The 20,516-nt window shown below is 59.5% G+C and carries 27 protein-coding genes and 1 pseudogene; 13 read left to right on the plus strand and 15 right to left on the minus strand.

All coding sequences use genetic code 11. The features are described 5' to 3' along the window. Positions 1 to 8 precede the first annotated feature (8 nt). Positions 9 to 485 (minus strand): copper chaperone PCu(A)C, encoded by a 477-nt coding sequence (locus SNL23_RS00315; protein ID WP_167663142.1) that lies wholly within the window; start codon positions 483 to 485, stop codon positions 9 to 11. Further along, complete coding sequence (locus SNL23_RS00320) at positions 485 to 1,090, minus strand: SCO family protein (RefSeq protein WP_076017103.1); 606 nt, start codon at positions 1,088 to 1,090, stop codon at positions 485 to 487. Before SNL23_RS00320 ends, SNL23_RS00315 begins: the two co-directional genes overlap by 1 nt. Positions 1,091 to 1,252: 162 nt before the next feature. Between SNL23_RS00320 and SNL23_RS00325 the strand changes: the two genes are divergently transcribed. After that, the gene (locus SNL23_RS00325; RefSeq protein ID WP_076017104.1) at positions 1,253 to 1,636 is read left to right on the plus strand and encodes a DUF2946 domain-containing protein; all 384 of its coding nucleotides are present in this window, start codon (positions 1,253 to 1,255) and stop codon (positions 1,634 to 1,636) included. Positions 1,637 to 1,698: 62 nt separating this feature from the next. Further along, on the plus strand, positions 1,699 to 2,253 hold the full coding sequence (locus SNL23_RS00330) for a putative natural product biosynthesis protein (protein ID WP_076017105.1): 555 nt from the start codon (positions 1,699 to 1,701) through the stop codon (positions 2,251 to 2,253). Here the strand turns inward: SNL23_RS00330 and SNL23_RS00335 are convergent. Then, the gene (locus SNL23_RS00335; protein ID WP_318301290.1) at positions 2,228 to 3,157 is read right to left on the minus strand and encodes an aromatic alcohol reductase; all 930 of its coding nucleotides are present in this window, start codon (positions 3,155 to 3,157) and stop codon (positions 2,228 to 2,230) included. The genes SNL23_RS00330 and SNL23_RS00335 overlap by 26 nt on opposite strands. Positions 3,158 to 3,247: 90 nt before the next feature. Here SNL23_RS00335 and SNL23_RS00340 point away from each other — a divergent pair, with 90 nt between their 5' ends. Beyond that, complete coding sequence (locus tag SNL23_RS00340; protein ID WP_318301291.1) at positions 3,248 to 3,652, plus strand: winged helix-turn-helix transcriptional regulator; 405 nt, start codon at positions 3,248 to 3,250, stop codon at positions 3,650 to 3,652. A 131-nt stretch (positions 3,653 to 3,783) separates the two neighbouring features. Next, positions 3,784 to 4,284, plus strand: coding sequence for a DUF2165 family protein (locus tag SNL23_RS00345; protein ID WP_076017108.1), 501 nt, complete (start codon positions 3,784 to 3,786; stop codon positions 4,282 to 4,284). Positions 4,285 to 4,407: 123 nt separating this feature from the next. Here SNL23_RS00345 and SNL23_RS00350 read toward each other — a convergent pair whose 3' ends face one another. Beyond that, entirely contained in the window at positions 4,408 to 5,064 is a 657-nt protein-coding gene (locus tag SNL23_RS00350) for a helix-turn-helix transcriptional regulator (RefSeq protein WP_167663138.1), read from the minus strand. A 190-nt stretch (positions 5,065 to 5,254) separates the two neighbouring features. On the opposite strand from SNL23_RS00350, the gene SNL23_RS00355 reads away from it, so the two are divergent. Then, positions 5,255 to 6,313 carry a PDDEXK nuclease domain-containing protein gene (locus SNL23_RS00355; RefSeq protein WP_318301292.1) on the plus strand — a complete coding sequence of 353 codons (1,059 nt, stop codon included), beginning with the start codon at positions 5,255 to 5,257 and terminating at the stop codon, positions 6,311 to 6,313. A gap of 77 nt (positions 6,314 to 6,390) precedes the next feature. Beyond that, positions 6,391 to 7,590, plus strand: a complete 1,200-nt coding sequence (locus tag SNL23_RS00360; RefSeq protein ID WP_318301293.1) for a lysozyme inhibitor LprI family protein — start codon at positions 6,391 to 6,393, stop codon at positions 7,588 to 7,590. A 4-nt stretch (positions 7,591 to 7,594) separates the two neighbouring features. Here SNL23_RS00360 and SNL23_RS00365 read toward each other — a convergent pair whose 3' ends face one another. The 4 genes and pseudogenes from SNL23_RS00365 to SNL23_RS00380 all read right to left on the minus strand — a co-directional run bounded on the left by SNL23_RS00365 (position 7,595) and on the right by SNL23_RS00380 (position 9,488). Next, the gene (locus SNL23_RS00365; RefSeq protein ID WP_318301294.1) at positions 7,595 to 7,915 is read right to left on the minus strand and encodes a hypothetical protein; all 321 of its coding nucleotides are present in this window, start codon (positions 7,913 to 7,915) and stop codon (positions 7,595 to 7,597) included. Between the two features lie 66 nt (positions 7,916 to 7,981). Further along, positions 7,982 to 8,095: pseudogene (locus SNL23_RS00370) on the minus strand (general stress protein); the annotation flags it as partial. 167 nt (positions 8,096 to 8,262) lie between these two features. After that, on the minus strand, positions 8,263 to 8,739 hold the full coding sequence (locus SNL23_RS00375) for a hemerythrin domain-containing protein (protein ID WP_008435010.1): 477 nt from the start codon (positions 8,737 to 8,739) through the stop codon (positions 8,263 to 8,265). Positions 8,740 to 8,930: 191 nt separating this feature from the next. Then, a complete protein-coding gene (locus tag SNL23_RS00380; protein ID WP_076017114.1) occupies positions 8,931 to 9,488 on the minus strand; it encodes an ATP-dependent Clp protease proteolytic subunit in 558 nt (185 codons plus the stop codon). A 156-nt stretch (positions 9,489 to 9,644) separates the two neighbouring features. Between SNL23_RS00380 and SNL23_RS00385 the strand changes: the two genes are divergently transcribed. Further along, positions 9,645 to 9,866 (plus strand): PLD nuclease N-terminal domain-containing protein, encoded by a 222-nt coding sequence (locus SNL23_RS00385; RefSeq protein ID WP_063030824.1) that lies wholly within the window; start codon positions 9,645 to 9,647, stop codon positions 9,864 to 9,866. A gap of 54 nt (positions 9,867 to 9,920) precedes the next feature. Here the strand turns inward: SNL23_RS00385 and SNL23_RS00390 are convergent, their stop codons facing one another. Both SNL23_RS00390 and SNL23_RS00395 read right to left on the minus strand, forming a co-directional pair. After that, on the minus strand, positions 9,921 to 10,481 hold the full coding sequence (locus SNL23_RS00390; RefSeq protein ID WP_076017115.1) for a type 1 glutamine amidotransferase domain-containing protein: 561 nt from the start codon (positions 10,479 to 10,481) through the stop codon (positions 9,921 to 9,923). 29 nt (positions 10,482 to 10,510) lie between these two features. Beyond that, entirely contained in the window at positions 10,511 to 11,014 is a 504-nt protein-coding gene (locus SNL23_RS00395; protein ID WP_318301295.1) for a DUF4142 domain-containing protein, read from the minus strand. A 196-nt stretch (positions 11,015 to 11,210) separates the two neighbouring features. On the opposite strand from SNL23_RS00395, the gene SNL23_RS00400 reads away from it, so the two are divergent. From SNL23_RS00400 to SNL23_RS00410, 3 genes are read left to right on the plus strand one after another with little or no spacing between them, the layout of a single operon-like run. Next, positions 11,211 to 11,435 carry a hypothetical protein gene (locus tag SNL23_RS00400; protein WP_318301296.1) on the plus strand — a complete coding sequence of 75 codons (225 nt, stop codon included), beginning with the start codon at positions 11,211 to 11,213 and terminating at the stop codon, positions 11,433 to 11,435. Between the two features lie 15 nt (positions 11,436 to 11,450). After that, the gene (locus SNL23_RS00405) at positions 11,451 to 11,882 is read left to right on the plus strand and encodes a DNA methylase (protein ID WP_318301297.1); all 432 of its coding nucleotides are present in this window, start codon (positions 11,451 to 11,453) and stop codon (positions 11,880 to 11,882) included. Then, positions 11,882 to 12,619, plus strand: coding sequence for a DUF72 domain-containing protein (locus tag SNL23_RS00410; RefSeq protein WP_167663133.1), 738 nt, complete (start codon positions 11,882 to 11,884; stop codon positions 12,617 to 12,619). Before SNL23_RS00405 ends, SNL23_RS00410 begins: the two co-directional genes overlap by 1 nt. Here SNL23_RS00410 and SNL23_RS00415 read toward each other — a convergent pair. The 4 genes from SNL23_RS00415 to SNL23_RS00430 form a co-directional block, all read right to left on the minus strand. Then, the gene (locus tag SNL23_RS00415) at positions 12,573 to 13,628 is read right to left on the minus strand and encodes an NAD(P)-dependent oxidoreductase (RefSeq protein ID WP_318301298.1); all 1,056 of its coding nucleotides are present in this window, start codon (positions 13,626 to 13,628) and stop codon (positions 12,573 to 12,575) included. The genes SNL23_RS00410 and SNL23_RS00415 overlap by 47 nt on opposite strands. A 47-nt stretch (positions 13,629 to 13,675) precedes the next feature. Then, positions 13,676 to 14,464, minus strand: a complete 789-nt coding sequence (locus SNL23_RS00420) for a DeoR/GlpR family DNA-binding transcription regulator (RefSeq protein ID WP_167663131.1) — start codon at positions 14,462 to 14,464, stop codon at positions 13,676 to 13,678. A gap of 410 nt (positions 14,465 to 14,874) precedes the next feature. Continuing rightward, a complete protein-coding gene (locus SNL23_RS00425) occupies positions 14,875 to 15,816 on the minus strand; it encodes an alpha/beta hydrolase (RefSeq protein ID WP_076017123.1) in 942 nt (313 codons plus the stop codon). A 98-nt stretch (positions 15,817 to 15,914) separates the two neighbouring features. Next, the gene (locus tag SNL23_RS00430; protein ID WP_076017124.1) at positions 15,915 to 16,802 is read right to left on the minus strand and encodes a LysR family transcriptional regulator; all 888 of its coding nucleotides are present in this window, start codon (positions 16,800 to 16,802) and stop codon (positions 15,915 to 15,917) included. 131 nt (positions 16,803 to 16,933) lie between these two features. On the opposite strand from SNL23_RS00430, the gene SNL23_RS00435 reads away from it, so the two are divergent. Then, complete coding sequence (locus SNL23_RS00435; RefSeq protein WP_318301299.1) at positions 16,934 to 17,779, plus strand: SDR family NAD(P)-dependent oxidoreductase; 846 nt, start codon at positions 16,934 to 16,936, stop codon at positions 17,777 to 17,779. Positions 17,780 to 17,782: 3 nt separating this feature from the next. Here SNL23_RS00435 and SNL23_RS00440 read toward each other — a convergent pair whose 3' ends face one another. Next, on the minus strand, positions 17,783 to 18,538 hold the full coding sequence (locus SNL23_RS00440) for a DeoR/GlpR family DNA-binding transcription regulator (protein WP_318301300.1): 756 nt from the start codon (positions 18,536 to 18,538) through the stop codon (positions 17,783 to 17,785). An 82-nt stretch (positions 18,539 to 18,620) separates the two neighbouring features. Here SNL23_RS00440 and nudK point away from each other — a divergent pair, with 82 nt between their 5' ends. Together nudK and SNL23_RS00450 are read left to right on the plus strand one after the other, a co-directional pair. After that, a complete protein-coding gene (nudK, locus tag SNL23_RS00445; protein WP_076017127.1) occupies positions 18,621 to 19,208 on the plus strand; it encodes a GDP-mannose pyrophosphatase NudK in 588 nt (195 codons plus the stop codon). Further along, positions 19,208 to 20,410: a lipase family protein gene (locus SNL23_RS00450; RefSeq protein WP_318301301.1), complete on the plus strand. Its 1,203-nt coding sequence runs from the start codon at positions 19,208 to 19,210 to the stop codon at positions 20,408 to 20,410. Before nudK ends, SNL23_RS00450 begins: the two co-directional genes overlap by 1 nt. The last annotated feature ends 106 nt before the right edge of the window (positions 20,411 to 20,516 follow it).

Below are 20,516 nucleotides of genomic sequence, written 5' to 3' on the forward strand. Positions count from 1 at the left end.
AACGGCGATCAATGCATTTTGCTGTGATCCATCGTCTCCATTGCATTCAACGCACGGGCTTCGGCCTTCACTTCAATCGACTGCTTTTCACCCTTGGCATTTTCCACGGTGACGGTCAGTGGCACCTGGTCGCCTTCCTTGATCTGGGCGGTGAGGTCGATCAGCATCACGTGATAGCCGTCCGGGTCGAGCTTGACGGCCTTGCCGGCGGGCAAAGCAACCGAGTCCACCGGGCCCATGCGCATCACGTCGTCCTTCATGGTCATCTCATGGATCTGCACGGTCTTGGCGATCGGCGAAGCCACGCTGAGCAGTTTGCTGTCGGTGTCGGCCGTAACGGTCATGAACGCGCCGCTGGACGGCTGGCCCGGTACCGAGGCGCGTACCCAGGCGTCGGTGACCACTGCCTGTGCGCTGGCGTGTGCGGCGAGGCCCAGCAGGGAAAGACCGAGGGCGAAGCGTTTGAGGTGTTGAACGGCAGTCATTAGCAGACCTCCATGACGGTGAGCAGGTCTTCTGCGCACTCTTTGGCGTTAAGCGAGGCAGACAGGCCCAGGCGCAGGGTGCCCCGGGTGTCGAACACAAAGCTGGTGGCGGTGTGGGAGAGGGTGTAGCTATCGCCGGCGGGGATCTTTTCATAAAAGATCCCGAATTCCTTGGCAGCCACAGCGATTTCTTCCGGGGTGCCGTACAGCGCTTCGAAACTCGGGTCGAAGGCCTTGACGTAGGCGTCGAGAATCTCGGGTGTGTCGCGTTCCGGATCGAGGGTGATAAACACCACCTGCATGATCTTGCCGTCGCGGCCCATCAGTTTTTTCGCCTGGGCCATGCGCGCCAGTGTAGTCGGGCACACGGCCGGGCATTGGGTGAAGCCGAAGAACACCACCGGCATCAAGCCGCGGAAGGAACTCAAGGTGACGGTTTCGCCGTCAGTGTTCTTGAGCTTGAAGGTACGGCCCATGATCTTGTCGCTCAGATCCTTGCCGTACTTGAAGTTCAGTTTCGGGCTGTTGTCACAGCCGGCCAGCAGGCCCAGTCCCAGCAATCCCATGCCGGAGAGGACTTTGCGGCGGGTGAATAACGTACTCATCAACTGTGCATCCTGTGAAGCGCCTGGGTACCACGAAGCGTTAAATCAGGCGAGGAGAGCGTGGCATTCTAACAACCTGGGGCTGCGGGCGTAATCTGCGACGTTCTGTCACAGGCATGGCAGGGCAAGGCCAAATGTCGGAGCTGTGATAAAGTCGCCGCCATGAAACTGACCCGCCCGGACCGTTCGCTCATTGCCTGGACTCTGTATTTTTGCGTCCTGTTCAATGTGTTCGTCTGCGGTTTGGGCCATGGGCAGATGATGGGCCTGGAGCTCAATGGCCTGGGCGGGCAGTTCTGTTCAAGCCTGGGCACCAAGGCGCCGGCCTCGGATGCCGGCCTGGGTAATCCGACGGCCAGCAGCTGGTCGAACTTCTTCGCCTGCCCGGTGTGCTCCGCCGTGACCCTGGGCATCGTCTTCCTGTTTTGCCTGGCCTGGTTGTTGGGCCTGGGGCAAAAGCCACGCCCGGCCCATGAGCAGCGTAACAAGGCGCCTCCGCGGTACTCCTGGCCCTCGGCCAACCCTCGCGCTTCCCCTGCATTCTGACGTGTGCCTTGGGCCTCCTGTTACCAGGAGGCGTTCTATCGTCACGAGTGTGAGTGCGTTCCATGAGCTCTATCCTGCCTTCCGGCGCTGCCCGCCTGGTCAGCAAGGCGTCGCGCCGTCCGTCGCGCGGCAACGTGTTGTTGCCGTCTGTCGAATACCCGAGTAACGCCCGTTGTTTCGTCCACCTGGACGCACGGTTGCTGCCGTACTGGCACACCTTGTTCGACATCTGTCCCGGTTTGCTCAAGCTCGACCCACCGGAGGGCTTGAACCTGTTTCGCAGTTTCATGACCTGGGCTTACCGCAACCGTCCCTCCCTGAACTGGACCTACCACGTGAGTGTGTGCCGTTGGTTGCTCGGTTCGGTGTATCGCACGCAGATCGATGAAGAACCCATCGAAGCGTTCATGACGGCGGCGGCAGCCCGTTGGGTCAACGATGACACCAGCCAGGCCCGGGGCCTGGTCCTGGCCTGGCAAGGTTCACCCCTGCAGGTGGTGGACTGGAAGCAGGGCAGCGGCGTACTGCTGCAAAACTTGCCGCCGTTTCCGGGGGATTTCGCCTGGTGCGCGCTGGATAGCCAGGGAAGGTTCAGCGGGTGGTTGCCGGTGCCTTGAGGTTTTGCTCGATCCACTGGGCAACGCTGGTTACGGCAATCTGCTGTTGGGCATTGAAGGTGACGGCGGGGTCCCAGGCCACGCCGTTACCTTGGGCGAAGGCCACCCGGTATTTCATCAGATTGTCCTCGGGTGCAGCGGCCAGTTCCGCTTCCAGGTACGGCACCGACCAGCGTTCGCGTTTGAGGGTGAGCCCCAGTTGCGCATCCACGGTATCTGCCAGCTCGCCGTAGGTCAGGGTGTCGCCGGCGGTGTACACCACCTGATTGGTGATCGCCGGCTCGCTGAACAGGATCCGCGCCGTCAGCAGGCCGATGTCCTCAGGGGTGGTGACGGTGACCGCGGTTTCCCAGTCTCCCAGTGCATGCACGGTATTCTGCGCCAGGTCGACGACGCCGAAGGACGGCTCAAACAGGAAGCTGGTGAACATCCCGGTGGAGACAATCACCCATTGCGTGCCCTGTTGGTCACGCAGCAAGTCGCGCACATCAAGCTGTTCGTCCCACAGGTCCTGGGCCGAACCGCGGCCGATCACGTCGTAGTCCACGCCGAACTGCCACGGTACATATCGCTTCACGCCGCCTGCGATGACCGCGCGGGTCAGCTTGCGCTGGGTGCCGGGGCCTGCGGCAAAGCCGATGCAACTGATCACGGTTTGATAGTCGGCGAACACCGTTGCCAGTTCGGCCTCGGAGCCGTTTGCCAGGTCACCGGCCAGCAGCTCAATGCCCAGGGCGCGCAGCTCGGTGATTTCCTGCTGTTTGGCGGGGTCGGGGAAGTTCAGTGTGGAGGGGCGCAGCAACACCGTCACAGGCACATTTTGCGGTGCAGCCAGGCGTGACAGTTGGCGCAGTACCGCCAGGCCAAGTTCGCCGGCGCCCAGTACAAGGATCGAAGCAGTCATAGGGTTCTCGATTCGGTTGAAAGTCATGCCATGCTTGCAGAATTGCCGACGGGGCATAAGAAGGCACACCAGTGATACCGGGAGTAGAAGGTGGACAACGACGAGATCATCAGGCGCTCACAAGCCGCCTGCGAAGCCCTTAGCGCCGATGAAGACGGGCTCAAGCGCCAGGTGCTGACCCATGCGGGAAACCGCTGGTCGTTGGGCATCGTGCACCTGCTAGGGGTCAACGGGCGCCTGCGTCACGCCGAGATTGGCCGCCGCATGGAGGGCGTTACCCAGCGCATGCTCACGCGCACGTTGCGCCAGCTGGAGCGCGATGGCCTGGTGTCGCGTCACGACTTTCAGGAGGTGCCGCCCAAGGTTGAATACCAGCTGTCGGAGCTGGGCAAACAGCTGCTGGTGCACATGATTCCGTTGTGGACGTGGGTGGTGGAAAACGCCAACGGATTCAGGCGTGCCCGGGAGCAGTTCGATGCTGAGCAGGCGCCGTGATCAGGGTGTGGACTGATCAATTAAGAAAGTATTAGCTTGTGTAATTAAGGCGGCGTTACGTATTATCCAAATATGTTCTTGGATATAGGCCCAAGACCTGATTTTCGCTGTCGGCGAACAAGGAGTTTTGGATGAGCGAAGAGGCATGGCTGCCGGGTGGTTCTGCCGGGTTGTTCCTAGGTACGCAGGCTTTAGGCTTGAGTGTCTGGCTGACCCTCGCCGTGGTCAACAACGGGCAGGCTTTTCGCAGCTCGGTCGGTGCGGTGGGCGCGACCATGGCCATGGCGCCACTGCACCAGGCTCCGGCCATCGACATCCCTCTGTTGAGGCGCGCTGTGCGTTCCCCGCGCCTGCATCAATTGGCCCTGCTGATTGTGTTGGCGCTGCAAGTTATCGCGGCAGTGGCGGCATGGACCGGCAGCTACCAGTTGATCCTCGGTGATGGCCTCTCGGCCGCCCGGCCATGGCTCAATCTCGCCCTCAGCGGCTTCTCGGCTTTCGTGTTTGCGATGCTGCTGGGAGGCTTGTGGTTTGGCTACTGGATTCGCCAGGAGGGCTTGCAGCTGACGCACTTGGTGCTGGCGATCTGGGCGCTGTTGGCGTTCGCACTGTTCAACCTGCAATGGGCCTGACTTCGGCCTGAGGCTTAGGCTGCGATGGACTGCGCAGCAGTTGTGAGTCCTGAACCGTTGGTGTATCCGGGACACTGCGGCGCTGGAATTGCGGTTGCTGCGCAGCCCATCGCAGCCTCTTTCTTACGGGCGGCGAGGCTGGATGCTGTAGGCGCAGCGTCGATCCCCGGAGATCAAATGCTCGCAGCGTTCCACCACATTCTCATCGCCCAGCGCTGCCTGGAAAATCTGCAACTCCGAGCGGCAAAACCCCTGGCATTTACGGGCTGCTACGCAGATGGGGCAGTGGTTTTCCACCAATAGCCAGCCATTGTCCAGCGGCTCCATCTGCGCCATATACCCGGCGCGCTCGCGAATCTGCACCAGGATCTCGACTTTCTCCTGCAAGCTGGATGCGACGGAGCAAGCTTGGATGTATTCGTGCTTGGCGGTCGCCTCCATGCTGGCGATGACTTTTTCCACGCCTTCGCTGCCAAAAATCCCTTCGATGGACTCGATCAGGTGCAAGGTCAGAACACTATGGGAGTCCGGGAATTTGCCCTGGGCGGTTTCGGTCAGCGTCCACTTCAGGGATGGCCGACCGGCGCCCGAGATGGGGGCCGACACACCGACGATCAACTCCGCGACCTGCAATTTCTGGATCTGCTGGCGAGCGGCTTCGGAGGTGATGTCCAGCAGCGCCGCCAGGTCCGTGGTTTTCAAGGGGCCACGGGTCTTGAGCAGGAACAGGATGCGGTCCCCGGTGGATGCCTGGCTGTCGTCGGTGGGTGTGGCGTTCATAGATCAGGAATAACCATGGAAGTGACCGGCTCATTTGACCACAGCGGGCACGGCGGGGCACCTTTTGATCTGCATGAAGGCTCTCTCGTGAAGGGTTCCAGTTGATTTGTATCGAAAGCATTCTGCTGGCCCATCATGCATTTTTCCCTCGCTACTATCGGCCGCCTGCCAAACCCACGAGGGAAAAGGAATGAGTGAGACCCCCGACAGCCTGATCACACCACCCGAGGGATACAGCGACTGGCTGACTGATCTCAAGGGTCGAATCCACTCCGCCCAACAGCGCGCCACCCTGGCGGTAAACCGCGAGCTGGTGTTGCTGTACTGGCAAATCGGCCAGGATATTTTGACCCGGCAAGCGCGGCAGGGCTGGGGCACCAAGGTGATTGAGCGACTGGCGCAGGATTTGCGCTCAGCGTTTCCGGAGATGAAGGGTTTTTCGCCGCGCAACCTGAAATACATGCGTGCATTTGCGGAGGCGTGGCCAGATTCCGAATTTGTGCAACAGGCTGCTGCACAATTGCCTTGGGGCCATAATCTGGTGTTGCTGGACAGGTTGCCCGGCCCTGAAACCCGTCGCTGGTACATCGCACAGGCCATCGAACACAACTGGTCGCGCAACATCCTGGTGATGCAAATCGAGGGTCGCCTGCTGGAACGCAGCGGCAATGCGGTCAGCAACTTCGAGGGACTGCTGCCCAAAGCCCAATCCGACCTGGCTCGCGAATCACTTAAAGATCCTTACCGTTTCGACTTCCTGGGCCTGACCCTTGACGCGCAGGAGCGTGAAATCGAAAACGCCCTGGTCAAACATGTCACCGATTTTTTGCTGGAGCTGGGCGCCGGTTTTGCCTTCGTGGGACGGCAAGTATTGCTGGACGTAGGGGGCGAGGAGTTTTTCGTCGACCTGCTGTTTTATCACCTCAAGCTGAGGTGCTATGTGGTAATCGAACTCAAGGCCGGTAAATTCAAACCCGACCATCTGGGGCAGTTGGGTTTTTACCTCGCGGCGGTAGACGCCCAGCTCAAGCACCCGCAAGACCGCCCCACCATCGGCCTGCTGCTGTGCAAGAGCAAGAACGAAGTAGTGGCCGAATACGCTCTGCGTGACAGCTCCCGTCCTATTGGGGTTGCCGAGTATCAACTGGTGGAATCCCTGCCGGCAGAGCTGCAAACCAGCCTGCCCAGCATCGAACAGATTGAGCGCGAGCTGGCAAGTGATCGCCCCTCCATGGCAAGTGCTTCGTAGCACAGTGCCGACAGGCTGGACATTGGCAGGCGCGTCGGCACAATAAGCGCCTGAAAGGAACTCACCCAAGGAAAGCCATGGCCCGCCGTATTAATTTTGCCTACCCAATGTTGTTGCTCGCTGGCGTGCTGATGGGCGCAGGGATGCCTGCCAGTGGCGCGTCCTTCGATTGTAAAAAGGCCGCTACACCGGTGGAAAAGGCGATTTGCGCCAATCCCGAACTAAGTGAACTCGACAGCACGTTGGGCGTTTATTACAGCCAGGCAATGGCCAAATTGGCACCTGACCCGCGTGACGAACTGCGCCGTGGCCAGCGCACCTGGCTGCAGGCTCGCAACGCGTGTGCCGGTGCCCCGGGCTCGCTCCCAAGCTGCCTGCAATCTCAACTGAGCCAGAGAGTGGTTGAGGTAGGCACGATCACCCACAAGGATACGGCGGCCCTTGACGCAATTATCGCCAGTATTCCTTACCATCCGGCCCAAGCAACAGAAGGGCTCAGACGTTACCCGATGAACGATCTGGCTGCTGCATGGCTGGTCTACCTGCAGCGTTTCGAGCCTGACAGTGGCGTTACGGAGAATGAGGCCGAGGAGAATCGCAAGCAGGTCCTCGTTGCGCTCAAGGAAGACAGTTTTCCCTGGTCGATTTGGCAGGACCTGCAAAACGATCCCGCCGTCAGTCGTGACCGGGTGATGTTGACCTTGCTGCGCATGATGATTGAACGTCAGCAGTATGAGTTATTCGCCGACCAGCGCCCGTATGTGCACTGCTTTGTCTTCAGCCGGCAGGGCGAGGTCGCGTATGAGTCGTTCGGGTCGTTGTACGGCTCCACCCGCGACAGCTTTGCGCCGATCTGTGCCCCCCTAGGTGATCTGTTTTCACAGCCGGCGTGGAAGCGGCTGGACGATAGTTTGACCGAGCCTTTGTCCACGGCCTCGCAGAACGAGGGCACGATCCGCTTCGCCAGCTATGCCGACTGGAGCGCTCTTTCGCTCAAGGCCACTGCGTCACCTCGGCTGTTTCTCCAGCCAGGCGCCGCAGGGAAGGGCCAGGATCCTGAATTAACCCTGCGTAACTGGGGCGCCGATAAACAGTGGCCCGCCAAGCAACGCCAGCAGGCGCTGGCGGCCATTGAGCCGACGCGCCAAGCGACGAGCGACTGGTTGCAGCGCGAGCGCGGCTTCTCTGCAGTTGATGCCCGGCAAGCGTCCCGGGAAATCGTTCGGCAGTGGTTAAGTCTGCGCCTGGACTTTATTGGTGGTCCAAGCGAGCTCTAGTTTCTCAACTTCCCGATGCAGGCGCGGTTTTCTTGCCGCTCTTGCTGGCCGGGTGCTGAGTCGAAGAGCCTTTATGGCGCGTGCTCTTCACGCTTTTTGACGGCGCGGGCGCTTTGGTTTCAGTGTCCTTGCTGCCACTGCTGTCGGCCGCTGATGGGCTGCTGGGATAGGTGCCCGGCGGCAGTGCCGAGCCTGGGATACTGTTGCCGCTCAAGGCGGGCGTCTCGGGTGCGGTGTTGTCGCCGAAGGCTGCGTAGGCAGGGGCGTACAGTACGAGCGTCAAGCTGGCGGCAATTACGATCCTTTGGGAAATGCTGGTCCTCATGACTCAATCCCTCTTGGCGATGGGGACCGAAGCCCGGAACACATCCAGGCTTCGGCGACGCCTCAATCAAGACTTCTTGGAGCCTGGAGCGTGGCTATGAGCCCCGCCTTTTTTGCCCGCTTCAGAAGCCTTTTCGCGGTCATTGGCGAAGTTGCCGCCTGAACCCTGGCCGCCGCTTTTACGGTTTGTGTCTTGCTGGTCCTTGTGACCAGCACCTGGTGTGGTTTTTCCGCTATTAGCCATTTTGAAAACCCTCAATGATGAGCGAATCAATGGTGTTGCCTAATTGGAAATCCTCCAGCCAAATCAAAGTTTGAAATAGTTTCCAGGCATGCGACGAATGGGCATCAAGCGGCCATTGGCTTCGCGCCGGGTGCTTTCTTGTGCGCGGCTTTCATCGCTTCCATCTCCGCGCCAAGCTCTTCCAGCAATGCCTTGCCCAACAGCTTCCTGGCCTGTGGGAACATCTCGCTTTCCTCTTCCTCGATATGGTGTTCCAACAGTTCCTTGACGACTTTCACGCGACCGGAAAACTCGGTGGTGGAGGGCGAAGTCTGCTTCAGGTCCGGCAGGACGAGGGAGTCGACGGTGCGATGTTCTTCTTTGGCTTCGTGGTACATGATTTCCTGATCCTTACCCCCCGCCTTGCGAAATGCCGGGTAGAGGATCTCTTCCTCAAGTCGGGTGTGCAGGCTGATTTCCATCTCCAGTTTGGCCAGTAGCTCAGTGCGTTTTTTTACGCCGCGCTCGGTGGACTCACTCAGTTGGTTCAGGATGGCTTTGACGCGTTCGTGGTCGGCCTTGAGAAGGTCAATGGCATTCATGGGTGACACCTCACGGGTAGTGAAAGGGCGGGTCGAAATGCCCGCCTCGTCCAGAGCTCTACAGCATGAGTTGTACCAAGTTGAACAGAGTAATTATTCACTTATAAATCAATAGCTTATGTTCAATAAAAATCGACGCGGGTCGTGCAGGTTGCACGGTCAGGTATTGGCTTGCATGCATTAAACAATGCCTATCCGCCGCTGACTTTCCAGTGCTTGACGTCGTCCGCAAACACGATCTGTTCAAACTCATGGGCAATTCCGTAGGCCAATGACTCGTGGGCGGCAATCACTTTTTCTTCTGCGGACAGGCACTTGAAGATGTCCAGGTGGGTTTCCGCCGTGGCGGTTTCCAGTTCATAGATTTTCACGTAGCGCGCCAGGTCGTTGTCCAGGCTCGAAAGGTACTCGCGCAGGCGCTGGTGATCGACGGAGTTCTGGCTGAAGTACCAGTTCATCGGGTGGATCAAAAAGCGTGAGTGGGGCGTGGTGATGCGGCGACCGGCCGCCAGGAACATGATGATGCCCATGGACTCGATATTGCCCGCATTGATCGCACACAGCGGCACCGGCAGCGATTTGAGAAAGGTGTAGAGAGTAAAACCGAAATTGGTGCTGCCACCGGTGGTCGACAGGTTCAACAGCAACGAGCTGGCACCTTGCTCGATCGCCTCCAGGCAACAATCACGAAAGCGCTCGGTGGTGCCCTGATCGATCTGGCAGTGAAAGTGGATGATGTGCTCGGTCATCCTGGGCCTCCGTGGGGTGAGAGGTGACGTGCAGTTGAGTCTAGAAGGTTACGGCGCATGTGCCGCAACCGTTGGGCGAGAGCCATCCGTTGTAATTTTAATGAACCCTCGGGCGTGTTGCTTGACCTAACGCATACGACCTCAGGAGGATGAATCATGCAAATCGAATATGTCTGGATTGGCTTGGCGGTGATTCTGGTGCTGCTGGAACTGTGGGCGATCAATAGCGTGCTGCGCAGTGGCAGTGGCTGGGAAACCAAGGGTTTATGGTTGGTGGTACTGATCTTCATGCCGCTGTTGGGGCTGATCCTCTGGGCGCTGTTTGGGCCCAAGGGTGTGAACCGCGCGACGCACGCTGCTGAGCACGGCAAAAGCTGAGACAGAATCGAAAAAGAACAGGCGCCCAAGGGCGCCTGTTTGCATTGGCTGGCCTCAAGCCGCCAGTGTTTTGGCAATCGCCTCGTTGAACGCCGGCAAATCATCAGGCGTGCGTGAGGTGATCAACGTCCAGCCATTGGCCGGGCATTCTTTCACCTGCGTATCTACCCAGTTGGCTGCGCCGGCATTCACCAGATCGGTGCGCACGCTTTTGTAGGAGGTGAGGGTCTTGCCTTCGATCACGCCCGCATCGATCAGGGCCCAAGGGCCGTGGCAGATGGCGGCGACGGTTTTACCGGCCTTGACGAAATCATTGATCAGTCGCAAGGCATCGGCATCCTGACGCAGGGTGTCAGCGTTGACGGTGCCGCCGGGGATGACCAGTGCATCAAAATCACTGCCGTGCAGGTCCGAAAGCTTGGCATCGGACTCCACTGTCCTGTCTTTCTCGGTGTCCTGGAGAAAGGTCTGGGTGCTGCCACCTTTGCTCGAGCCGTGGGTTACCGTGGCGCCAAAACCGCGCAGGGCTTCCAGCGGCTTGAGCAATTCGTCGCGCTCGATGCCAGTGTTGGAGGTGATGATCAGAATCTTCTTGCCGTGCAGTTGCGAACTCATGGTCGAGTGTCTCCTGAGTGGGTAGATGATTAATTGGCGTGCTGGGATTGCAGCTCCTTGGCCATCTTCAAGTGGGTTTCGAGCGTCGGCAGCGTTTTCTCGGCAAACGCCTTCAGTTCGGCGTTATCCGAAGACGCGGCTTCTTTTTTGAACAGCGCCACGGTGTCTTCGTGGGCCTTCACTTGGTTGTTGGCGTAAGCCTTGTCGAAGGACTCATCACGGATCTCGAGGATCATTTTTTTGGCCTTGTCGGTCAGGCTGGCGTCATCCGGTACCTTGATATCGAGCTTCGTCGCCAGGGCGGTCAGCTCCTGGTTGGCCTTGGTATGGTCGGTGATCATGTGCTGGGCAAATGCCTTGATATCAGCGGCGCTGCTCTTTTCCAACGCCAGTTTGCCCGCCTCCACTTCGGTAATTCCGCCTTGGGCGGCGGCGTCGACGAAGTCATTGGAGGAGGCCGCCATGGCCACGCCAATCGAGCCTGCGGCCAGTGCGAAGGTCAGTCCCATTTGTTTCATCAGCAAGTGCTTCATGATGCTTCTCCTGAAGAATGGCGCGATGCCGTTACCTGACTGTTGAGCGGGTGCCTGCTCAAAAGGTTTAAATTAATTTGCGCTTATTTCTCCGGGCCGCAGCCCACGCAATTTCCTTGAACTATCAAAAAAACATGGGCTCTGCTGCATAACGGCTCCGAGCTGGAGCTGACCTTTGAACAGCAGGAGCACCGCCATGGGCACTCAAAAAACCGCCGACAAAACCCCCGATGCAATCAGCTCCGAACAGGCGCAGAAAGGTCGCCAGGTGGACGATCAGGACGGCTCTTTACAGCGCCCCAACCCCAAGACTGAAACCGTTGATAAGGTGATCACGCCGACGTCCATCAAGGACACGCAACGGCAAACCGACCAGATCAACGAGCAAGCGGCCAAGGCCGAGCGCAAGCTGGGCAAGTGAATACCGGAGGCAGTCATGGGCCGATCCATCAGTGCCGGTGAGCTGGGTATTGAACTCAGGCCCGGCGATGACAACGCGTTGTTCAAGTGGTTTATCGCAAGCTTCTTGATGGGCAAGCGCATTCAGGCGCAGATCGCGGCCCAGGCCTATCAGGTAATTGTGGTGAAGCATGGCCGGGACACCCCGCGCAAATTGCAGCACTGCACCTCCCGCGAGTTGGTGGCCATGCTCGGCGAGGCGCATTACGTGCGTTATGACGAAAGCACCGCGCAGCGCCTGCTGGACCTCAGTAGCAAGTTGAACGCAGAGTACGCGGGCAAGATCAGCCAGATACACGATGCCAGCGCCGACCGTGAGGAGTTTGAGAAGCGCCTGAACGCGTTCGAGGGCGTCGGGCCGAAGACGGTGGAGATTTTCATGAGGGATGCAGCGTCGGTGTTGTTCTGATGCCGATTTTTCTGGGGTGTGCCGGTTGGAGCCTGCCTCGTGAGCAATGGCCACGATTCCCCCCGCACGGCACCCATCTGCAGCGTTATGCGTCGTGCTTGAATGCGGTTGAAATCAACAGCTCCTTCTACCGTCCCCATCGCCCGCAAACCTATGAGCGATGGGCCCAATCGGTGCCGCCCGGCTTTCGTTTTTCGGTCAAGTTGCCTCGGCATATAACCCATGAATTACGTCTGCATGACTGTGGTACGGCATTGGATGAATTCCTTGCACAGTGCCTGCAGTTGGGCGATCGCCTGGGCTGCTTGCTGGTGCAATTACCGCCTTCATTGAACTATGAGGCAGCCGTCGCTGCCGGTTTCTTCACGGCCTTGCGCCAACGCTTCGCCGGCAATGTGGTGCTGGAGCCGCGGCATGCCAGTTGGGTGCATGCCGAAGGCATGTTGCAGGAGTACCAAATAGGCCGGGTGGCTGCCGACCCACCGGTAATCGCTGAAGGTGACGTACCGAAAGGCTGGCAAGGCGTGCGTTATTGGCGCCTGCACGGTTCGCCGCGTATCTATCACAGCGCCTACGAAATGGATCGACTGCAAGCCTTGTGCGCGGCCGTGCAAAGGTCATCAGCCGAGGGTGTTCCCACGTGGTGCATCTTTGACAACACCGCCAGTGGCCATGCGGTTGCGGATGCCCTTAGCCTTCAAGCGTTGCTTGGTAATAGGCATGAATGTGGTCAATGATCTGGGTTGACGCCTCGCTGATCGCCGCACGGGTATTGCCTGCGATATGCGGCGTGAGTATCGCGTTGGCAATGCCAGTCAACGGCGATTCGAACTGATCTTTTTCCCGGGCAAAGGTATCGATGGCGACGCCCTTGATGTGGCCGGGAAAGCGCGTCATGAAGGTTGCCAGTTGGCCCTCGTCGACGATTCCGCCACGGGCTGTATTGATCAGGATCGAACCCGGTTTCATCCGCGTGAACGCTGTGTTGTCGAACAAACCTTTGGTCTGCGCGGTGAGCGGCGTATGGATGGATACGACGTCGGCCTCATCCAGCAATCCGCCAAGTGTGGCTCGCCATTGCAGGCCCAGGTTGGCGGCGGCCTGTCGGGTGAATCGCTCGGAGCCGGTGGCAATCACTTGCATGCCCAGAGCGCGGGCCTTATGGGCGAGCGCCTGGGCGATTCTGCCCGTGCCCACCAGTCCCAGCGTCAACTCGGCGATTTGCAGCGTGGGCGCAAGCAGGCCCTTTGACCACTGGCCTTGATGGGTTTTAGCGTTGTAGAGATTGAGGTCCCGAGACAGAAACAGCGTTTGTGCCAGCACATATTCAGCCACTGCCGTCGCGTTGGAACCCGGGGTATTGAGTACGGTCACGCCACGCTCGGCGGTGGCCTGCAAGTCGATATGGTTTAGCCCGACGCCGGCCTGGGCGATCGCCTGTAACGGGCTGCTTAGATCGGGCGAAGCTGCAGCGTTGATCAGTGCCGTGCCCAAGGGAATGTTCAAGCGGGTCTTGAGTACGCTGTAGCCACCGGCGTTTACCACCGAGCTGATCAGCGAAGGTGTGTCGTGGCAGTTGATATCCACGAACTGAATACGCCCGGCGTAACGGGATTTGATGCTGTCCTGGTCGGTGAAGTAGTGCAGGTTGAGGGTGATATCCAGGCGGTATGCCAGGCATCGTTCGATCTCATCATGGAGCAGGGGAGGGTTGGGGGCATCCAGGATCAGGACGGGAAACGCCATGGGAATATTCCTCTGCGAAGGCTACCGGGCCTTTATGGGGGGGCTTGTCAGGCATCCACTTGCATCACCTCCAGCCCCAGGCATTCGTAAGCCTCGACGCTGCCCGGCGGCACATGCCACTCGGTAATCAGGGTGTGAATGCGGCTGCACGGTGCCACCACAAATGGCTCCACGGCGCCCAGTTTGTCGGCCAGGGTGACGGCCACCACGTGGGAGGCGCTGTCGAGCATAGCTCGTTTTACCGCCACCTCCTCAAAGTGCAGCGAGCTGATGCCGACCTGAGGATGCAGGGCGCACACGCCCGTGAACAGCAGGTCTGCCTTGATGCCCTGGATCAGCCGCAACGCTTCGTGCCCGCTGGCCGCCATGGTCACCGGGTTGAGTTGACCACCGGCGAGGATCACCGTCACATTGGGGTGTTCGGACAACGCGATGGCAATCATCGGTGAGTGGGTGACGGCGGTCAGCTTGATGGAATGCGGCAACGACTGAGCGATTTGCAGGGTGGTGGTCCCGGAGTCGAACAGCACGATCTGGCCATCCTCCACACGGTCGGCGGCGAGTTGCGCCAAGTGGCGTTTGGTCGCGGTGGTTTCGCCGAAACGCGTGAAGAAGTCCTTGCCGGTGTCCTTGGGCCGCGGCAGTGCACCGCCGTGCACACGTTGCAGTAGGCCGGCAGAGGCGAGTTCGCCAAGGTCGCGGCGAATGGTGTCCTGGGAAACAGCGAAATGTTCCACCAGTTCCGAGGCGGTAACTTTACCGTCGCGCTCCAGCAGCAACAGGATCTTCTGTTTGCGCAGGGAGGGCAGGTCGACGGCGGCATGGGTGTTATGCATGTTTGTGCTCGTTAATGCGTGTTTATGCGAGATTAATCAGCATTAGGCGCAAACGCAATGGGTGGTTGCTCTGACGACGTCCTGCAAGATGTGCTGAACAGCCTGACGAAACCGCGCTGGGCCATGGGCATGCTCGGTACCCGGCACCAGGGTTTTGATTCACGAGGGGACGCAGGAGATTTTGCTGCCGGGAAGCTTTCCAACAGGGCATTGCTGAGCAAAAAAATCGTAAAAAAGTAAAAAGAGTTGTCCACGAAAACCGTGGGTATCTCTGTGGATAACTTCCCTTGAGCCCGGCGGGTATGGCGATTTAACCTGCGGTTAATATTTGATCAGTCGCTGTTTATGGCCAGTATGGGCAGGCTTTTCGCCTTGACAGGCACCGACGAAACCGGTGCCGAAATGCAGATTTACGAGTTGTTCGGGCGCCCTGTGGAGGGGCCGGCCACCTGAGTTGGACGCTTCGATTGCATCAGGCTGTCCAGGGCCTGGCGATAGGTGCGCCCAGCCAGCCGCATGCTGTCGTTATGTGTGGCACCGGGCACCAGCAACAGGTGTTTGGGCTCTTGTGCCGCGTCAAACAGTTGCTGGCTGAAACGCGGTGGCACAAAGGCGTCGGCGAGTCCGTGAACCACCAGCAGCGGCATGTGGATATCGGCGATCTTGTCGATCGAATCAAACTTCTGCGAGAGCAACCAGCGCACCGGCAACGAAGTCTTTGCCACCGCCGTGGCGACGTCCGCCAGTGACGTGAACGTGGACTCGATCACCAGCCCGCGTACCGGCGGCGGCACATGATTATCCGCTGCCTGTTTGCCCAGTTCCGCCGCGAGGTCGATGGCCACGGCACCACCCAGGGAGTGCCCGTAGATCAACCGCTTGGCGGGGTCCGGTTGCAGCACCTGGAAGCGTTCCCACGCGATGCGCGCGTCTTCGTACACGCTGGTTTCCGAAGGCAGGTCGCCCTGGCTCTGGCCGAAGCCGCGATAGTCGATGGCCAGCACCGAGAAGCCCAGGGCCCGCAGTTGCTCAATGCGAAACAGCTGGCCGGTGAGGTTCCAGCGCACGCCGTGCAGATAGAGAATCGCCGGCGCGTCCTTCTGTGCAGCGGGCCACCACCAGCCATGAATGTTTTGCCCTGACTTGAAACTCGAAGGTTTCAGGTCGAATTCCTGCACATCGCGCGGCAACCCGCTGTACCAGCTGGCAGTGCCCGGCTCGACGCGAAACAGCAGCTCGCGCTCCTTGTGTTGCAGCACCGCACACCCCACTGGCAGGCCGATGATCAAGACGGCCATGCACAGCAGGGGAAACCAGCGCAGGCCGAGGCGGGACAGCAAACGTGAAGACATGAAGGTTCCAGGAAAGAGGCGAAGCACGGTTTTTAACAGATGCCTTGGCCCCACAGGAAATATTTAGACAGTCGTCACTGGGCATTGCTTGCAAAGTATTACAGCGCTCCTTCCAGTACTGAGAAGAAGTGCCCGGGTAATGGGGAAGGATTGTCGGTGCTCCAATTGAGGTAGAGCCCGATGGTGGAAGGCGAGGCGCAGAGGGGAAGAAACACCACCTTGTCACTGCTGATGGAAAGGGCAATCGACTCCGGGACCAGTGCCACGCCGAACCCGCATGCCACCAGGCCAATCAGGGTGTGCAATTGATCGGCTTCCTGGACCACGCGCGGATAGAAGCCTGCGGCCTCGCACAAGTCGATCAATTGGTGGTGATAACCACTGCCCAATACCTGGGGGGTAAACACGAAGTCTGCGCCCGCAAAATCCCTAAGCTCGATAGCAGCATTTCCGGCATCGGGATGGTCCAGGGGCAGTGCCATCAGGATAGGTTCGTCGAGCAGCAGCCGGGACGCGATGTTATCCGCCTGACCCGGCAGATAGCGCAAAAAGGCGATATCCGCATCTCCGCTTATCAGGGCTTTGGCCTGGCTGGCAGAGGGCATTTCCTTGATCACCAGCTGTACCTCGGGAAACGCCAGGCGAAACTGCTTGAGGGCATCGAGCAGCCAGGGATAACCGGCGATCGAGACGGAGGTGATGGTGAGTGTGCCGGCGACGCCTTGGGACACCTGCCGGGCGTGTTCGACACCTTGCTGCAATTGCCCGAGGACGGAATAAGCCGTCTGAAGAAACGCCGCCCCGGCCGGCAGCAGCCGCACTCCGCGCCGGTCCCGCTGCAGCAGGGCAAACCCCAACTTCTGCTCCAGGCGATTGATCGCCTGGCTCAACGCCGGCTGCGCCATATGCAGGCGCAGCGCGGCCTTGTGAAAGTGCAGCTCTTCGGCAACGGCAATGAACTGGCGCAGTAGGCGGGTTTCGATCATCTCGGCTGTTCCTTCAGGTGAATGGCCCTGCATGGCCTGATACGCGGCGGGTATCAATATCGCTGTTTTTCAGTATTAAACAGTGCGGTTGCGAGTTGTTAGGGTGGGGCGCCTATGAGGAGAACGCAACGATGGACTTTACAGGTAAAACCGCAATTGTGACCGGTGCCGCCCGTGGTTTGGGCTTCAGCTATGCGCGTGAGTTGGCACGCCTCGGCGCGCAGGTGGTGATCAGTGATATCGGAGCGGACACCCTCGGCGATGGTGCGGATCCACAGGTGGTCCAGGCGGCTGCGCTGGCGCTTCAGAGCGAAGGCCTACAGGTGGTTGGCCACGCGGGTGACCTGTCCGGTGAAGCGGGTTGCCGAGAACTGATCGAGTGCGCGATCACCCATTTCGGGCAGCTCGATATCCTGATCCACAATGCCGGCTGGGTGGGTTATCAGCCGATCGAGGCCGCCGACGCGGCGTTTATCCGGCGGGCAATGGACATCAATGTGTACGCGGCTATCTGGCTGTGCAAACACGCCTGGCGGCACCTCCAGCACTCCACCGCACCGCGCATTGTGCTGACCACCTCGGACCGAGCGATGTACACGCACTATGCCCAGCCGGGACTCGTGGCCTACAGCGCGGGCAAGATGGCGCAATTGGGGATCATGAATGCGTTGAGTGGCGAAGGGGCCGAGGATGGAATCCTGGTCAATGCCATCTCGCCGGTAGCCAAGACGCGCATGTGGGGCGTGACCGGCGAGCCGGACAACCTCAAACCGGAGTGGGTAACCCCTGGGGTGATCTTCCTGGCCTCGGCGTTGTGCCTGGACAGCGGCTACATCCTGCGGGCCAGTAACGGCCAGTTCACCGCCACGCGGTTCTTTGAGAACCAGCATGTCGAGTATCCAGTTGACCTGGCGCGGGTCAAAGCCTCGGACGCTACGCAAGTCGCCGCATCATGGGAGGCCATCAAGGAGTGTTAACGGTCACGCAAGATAAAGCGTCAGCCCTTGGGCCTCATAGGGTTGCAGCAGTGCCTGCGGCGTACTGGCCAATGCGACGATCGCGCTGACATGTTCCAGCTCCACCACCTGGTAGGGCGATGCGGTATTGAGCTTTTCCGAGGTGGCCAGCACGATGGTTTCAGCCGCGGCGTGGCATAGCGCGCGCATCACCACCGCCTCTTCATAATCGCCGGTAGACAGCCCGGCACTCGGGTGCACACTGCAAACCCCCATGAAATACAGGTCGGCGTTTACCCGGCCAATGGCCTCCAGCGTGGCCGCGCCAACCCCCACCAGTGAGTGGCGAAACAGCCGGCCGCCGAGCATGATCACTTCAATCTGCGGATGATCCACCAAGGCCATGGCAATCGACGGGCTGTGGGTGACCACGGTGGCGTTCAGGCCCGCTGGCAAGTGATGGGCCAGTTGCAGGCATGTGGTACCGCCATCGATAAACACCACCTGGCCGGGTTGCACAAGTTGCGCCGCCGTGCGGCCAATGGCGATCTTTTCCTCGGGCACCAAGTGTTCCCGTACCGAAAAATCAGCCATCGCGGGCGAAGCCGGCAAGGCACCGCCGTGCACCCGCAGCAGCAAACCTTCCTTGGCCATTTCCCGCAAGTCGCGGCGAATCGTGTCCTCGGACACCTCCAATGCCTGGCTCAACTCCTTGGCAATCAGCCGGCCGTCGCGGTGCAATGTATCCAGCAGGTGTTGTTTGCGTTGTTGGGTCAGCATTGGTAGCTTCCTGCACGTTTTTTCTTGACTGTGCACGATTTTGCACGACATGCTGAATAACACAAGACAAAAAGGCCCGGCCATGGAAAACAGCCCCGTTCGTATTCACACCGAGGAACTGCTCTCGGATAACTGGTATGTGCTGAAAAAGTACACGTTCGACTTGCGCCGCCGCGACGGCAGCTGGCAGTCCCAGACCCGCGAAATCTATGACCGGGGCAATGGCGCGACCATCCTGCTGTACAACCGCGAACGGCGCACGGTGTTGCTGATTCGCCAGTTCCGCATGCCGACCTTCGTCAATGGCTACCACGGCTACCTGATCGAGTCCGCCGCCGGCTTGCTGGACAACGCCAGCCCCGAGGAACGCATTCGCCTGGAAGCCGAAGAAGAGACGGGCTACCGTGTGGGCCATGTAGAAAAAATCTACTCGGCCTTCATGAGTCCTGGCTCGGTGACTGAACGCATTCACTTCTTTATCGGCGAATATCAGCCGGGTGACCGGGTCAGTGATGGTGGTGGCTTGGAAGATGAAGGTGAGGATATCGAGGTGCTGGAGCTGGGGTTTGAGGCCGCGCTGGCCATGGTAGAAAGTGCCGAGATCGTCGACGGCAAGACCATCATGCTGTTGCAGTATCTTGAATTGCGGATGTTGAAAGAGGGCTGGTGATGTCGCGTCGGGTGTCGCTTGCGCTGGCGATTTTGCTTGCGGGATGCACGGGTGTGAGTGCCGGGCAAACGCCTGTTGGTGATGGTGGTGTTCCTGCGTTTTATACCTGGACCGACAAGCTGCCTGCATCACCTGGGCAGATGCTGCGTAGCGAGCGGTTGACCGGCCAGCAAAGCCTTGCCGATGCAGGGAAGAATATCCGCATTTTGTACACGTCCACCGACGGTCTCGACACCCACAAACGGGTTGTCGTTTCCGGGGCGCTGTTCCTGCCCAAGGGTACGCCGCCGCCGGGTGGCTGGCCGCTGATGGCGTGGTCTCACGGCACGGTAGGCAGCGCCGATATCTGTGCGCCGTCGTTCGCCGGTCGCAGCCCGCGGGATACGCGCTATCTCAATTATTGGCTGGCCCAGGGCTACGCCATCGTCGCCACTGATTACCAAGGGCTCGGGACACCCGGCCTGCACCCATATGGGCTGACCAGTCCGCTCGCTTATGGTGTGCTCGACAGCATTCGTGCGGTGATGGCGGGTGGTTTTGGGCTCTCCAAGCGAGTTGTAGTGTTCGGCCAGTCACAGGGTGCACGTGCTGCGTTTGCCACGGCGGTCTATTGGAAAGACTATGCGCCTGAGTTGAATATCGTCGGTGTGGTGGCGACGGGTACGCCTTACGCCGCGGCCCATAAAACGGGTGACAGTGCCGAGTTGGAAAAGGCACGCCGTTCGGTGGTGCCGACCTTTGCCTACAACTTGCTGCGGTTGAGTACTGCGACCTTGTTTGATCCTTCGTTCGTGCCTGCCGACTATTTGAGCGAGCGCGCGATGCCTGCGTTTGAGAGCAGCCAGCGGGATTGTTTGCATGCCATTGAGCAGCGGGTGGTGGCGGATGGGCTTACGTTCAATGACAGCTTCAAGCACTCGCCGAAAGCGGCACTCGACAAGGTTTATCGTGAGTCGGCGTATCCGACGTTGAAGACGGATATTCCGGTTTTCGTGGGCACGGGTGGCCAGGATCGGGATGTGTTTGTGCCGGGGCAAAAGGCGCTCGTCAGGGATGCGTGTAAGGCGGGGGACCGGATCGAGTGGCATTTTTATCCTGAGCTTGATCATTCTGCGACGGTCAATGGTTCGCTGGGGGACTCGACGCCGTTTGTGCGTAAGGCGTTTGCGGGGGAGGTGATTGGTGGGAATTGTGGGGGGTAGTTTTTGGTTTTTGGGGTAGGTGTGTATATCCGTTATTTAGGTAACGGCTGCCTATGGTTTCGCTCTTACAGCGAGTCACTTTTGAAAAGCCGGAATGCCGGCCCAG

Source organism: Pseudomonas sp. SED1 (genome assembly GCF_034044025.1).
GTDB lineage: Bacteria > Pseudomonadota > Gammaproteobacteria > Pseudomonadales > Pseudomonadaceae > Aquipseudomonas.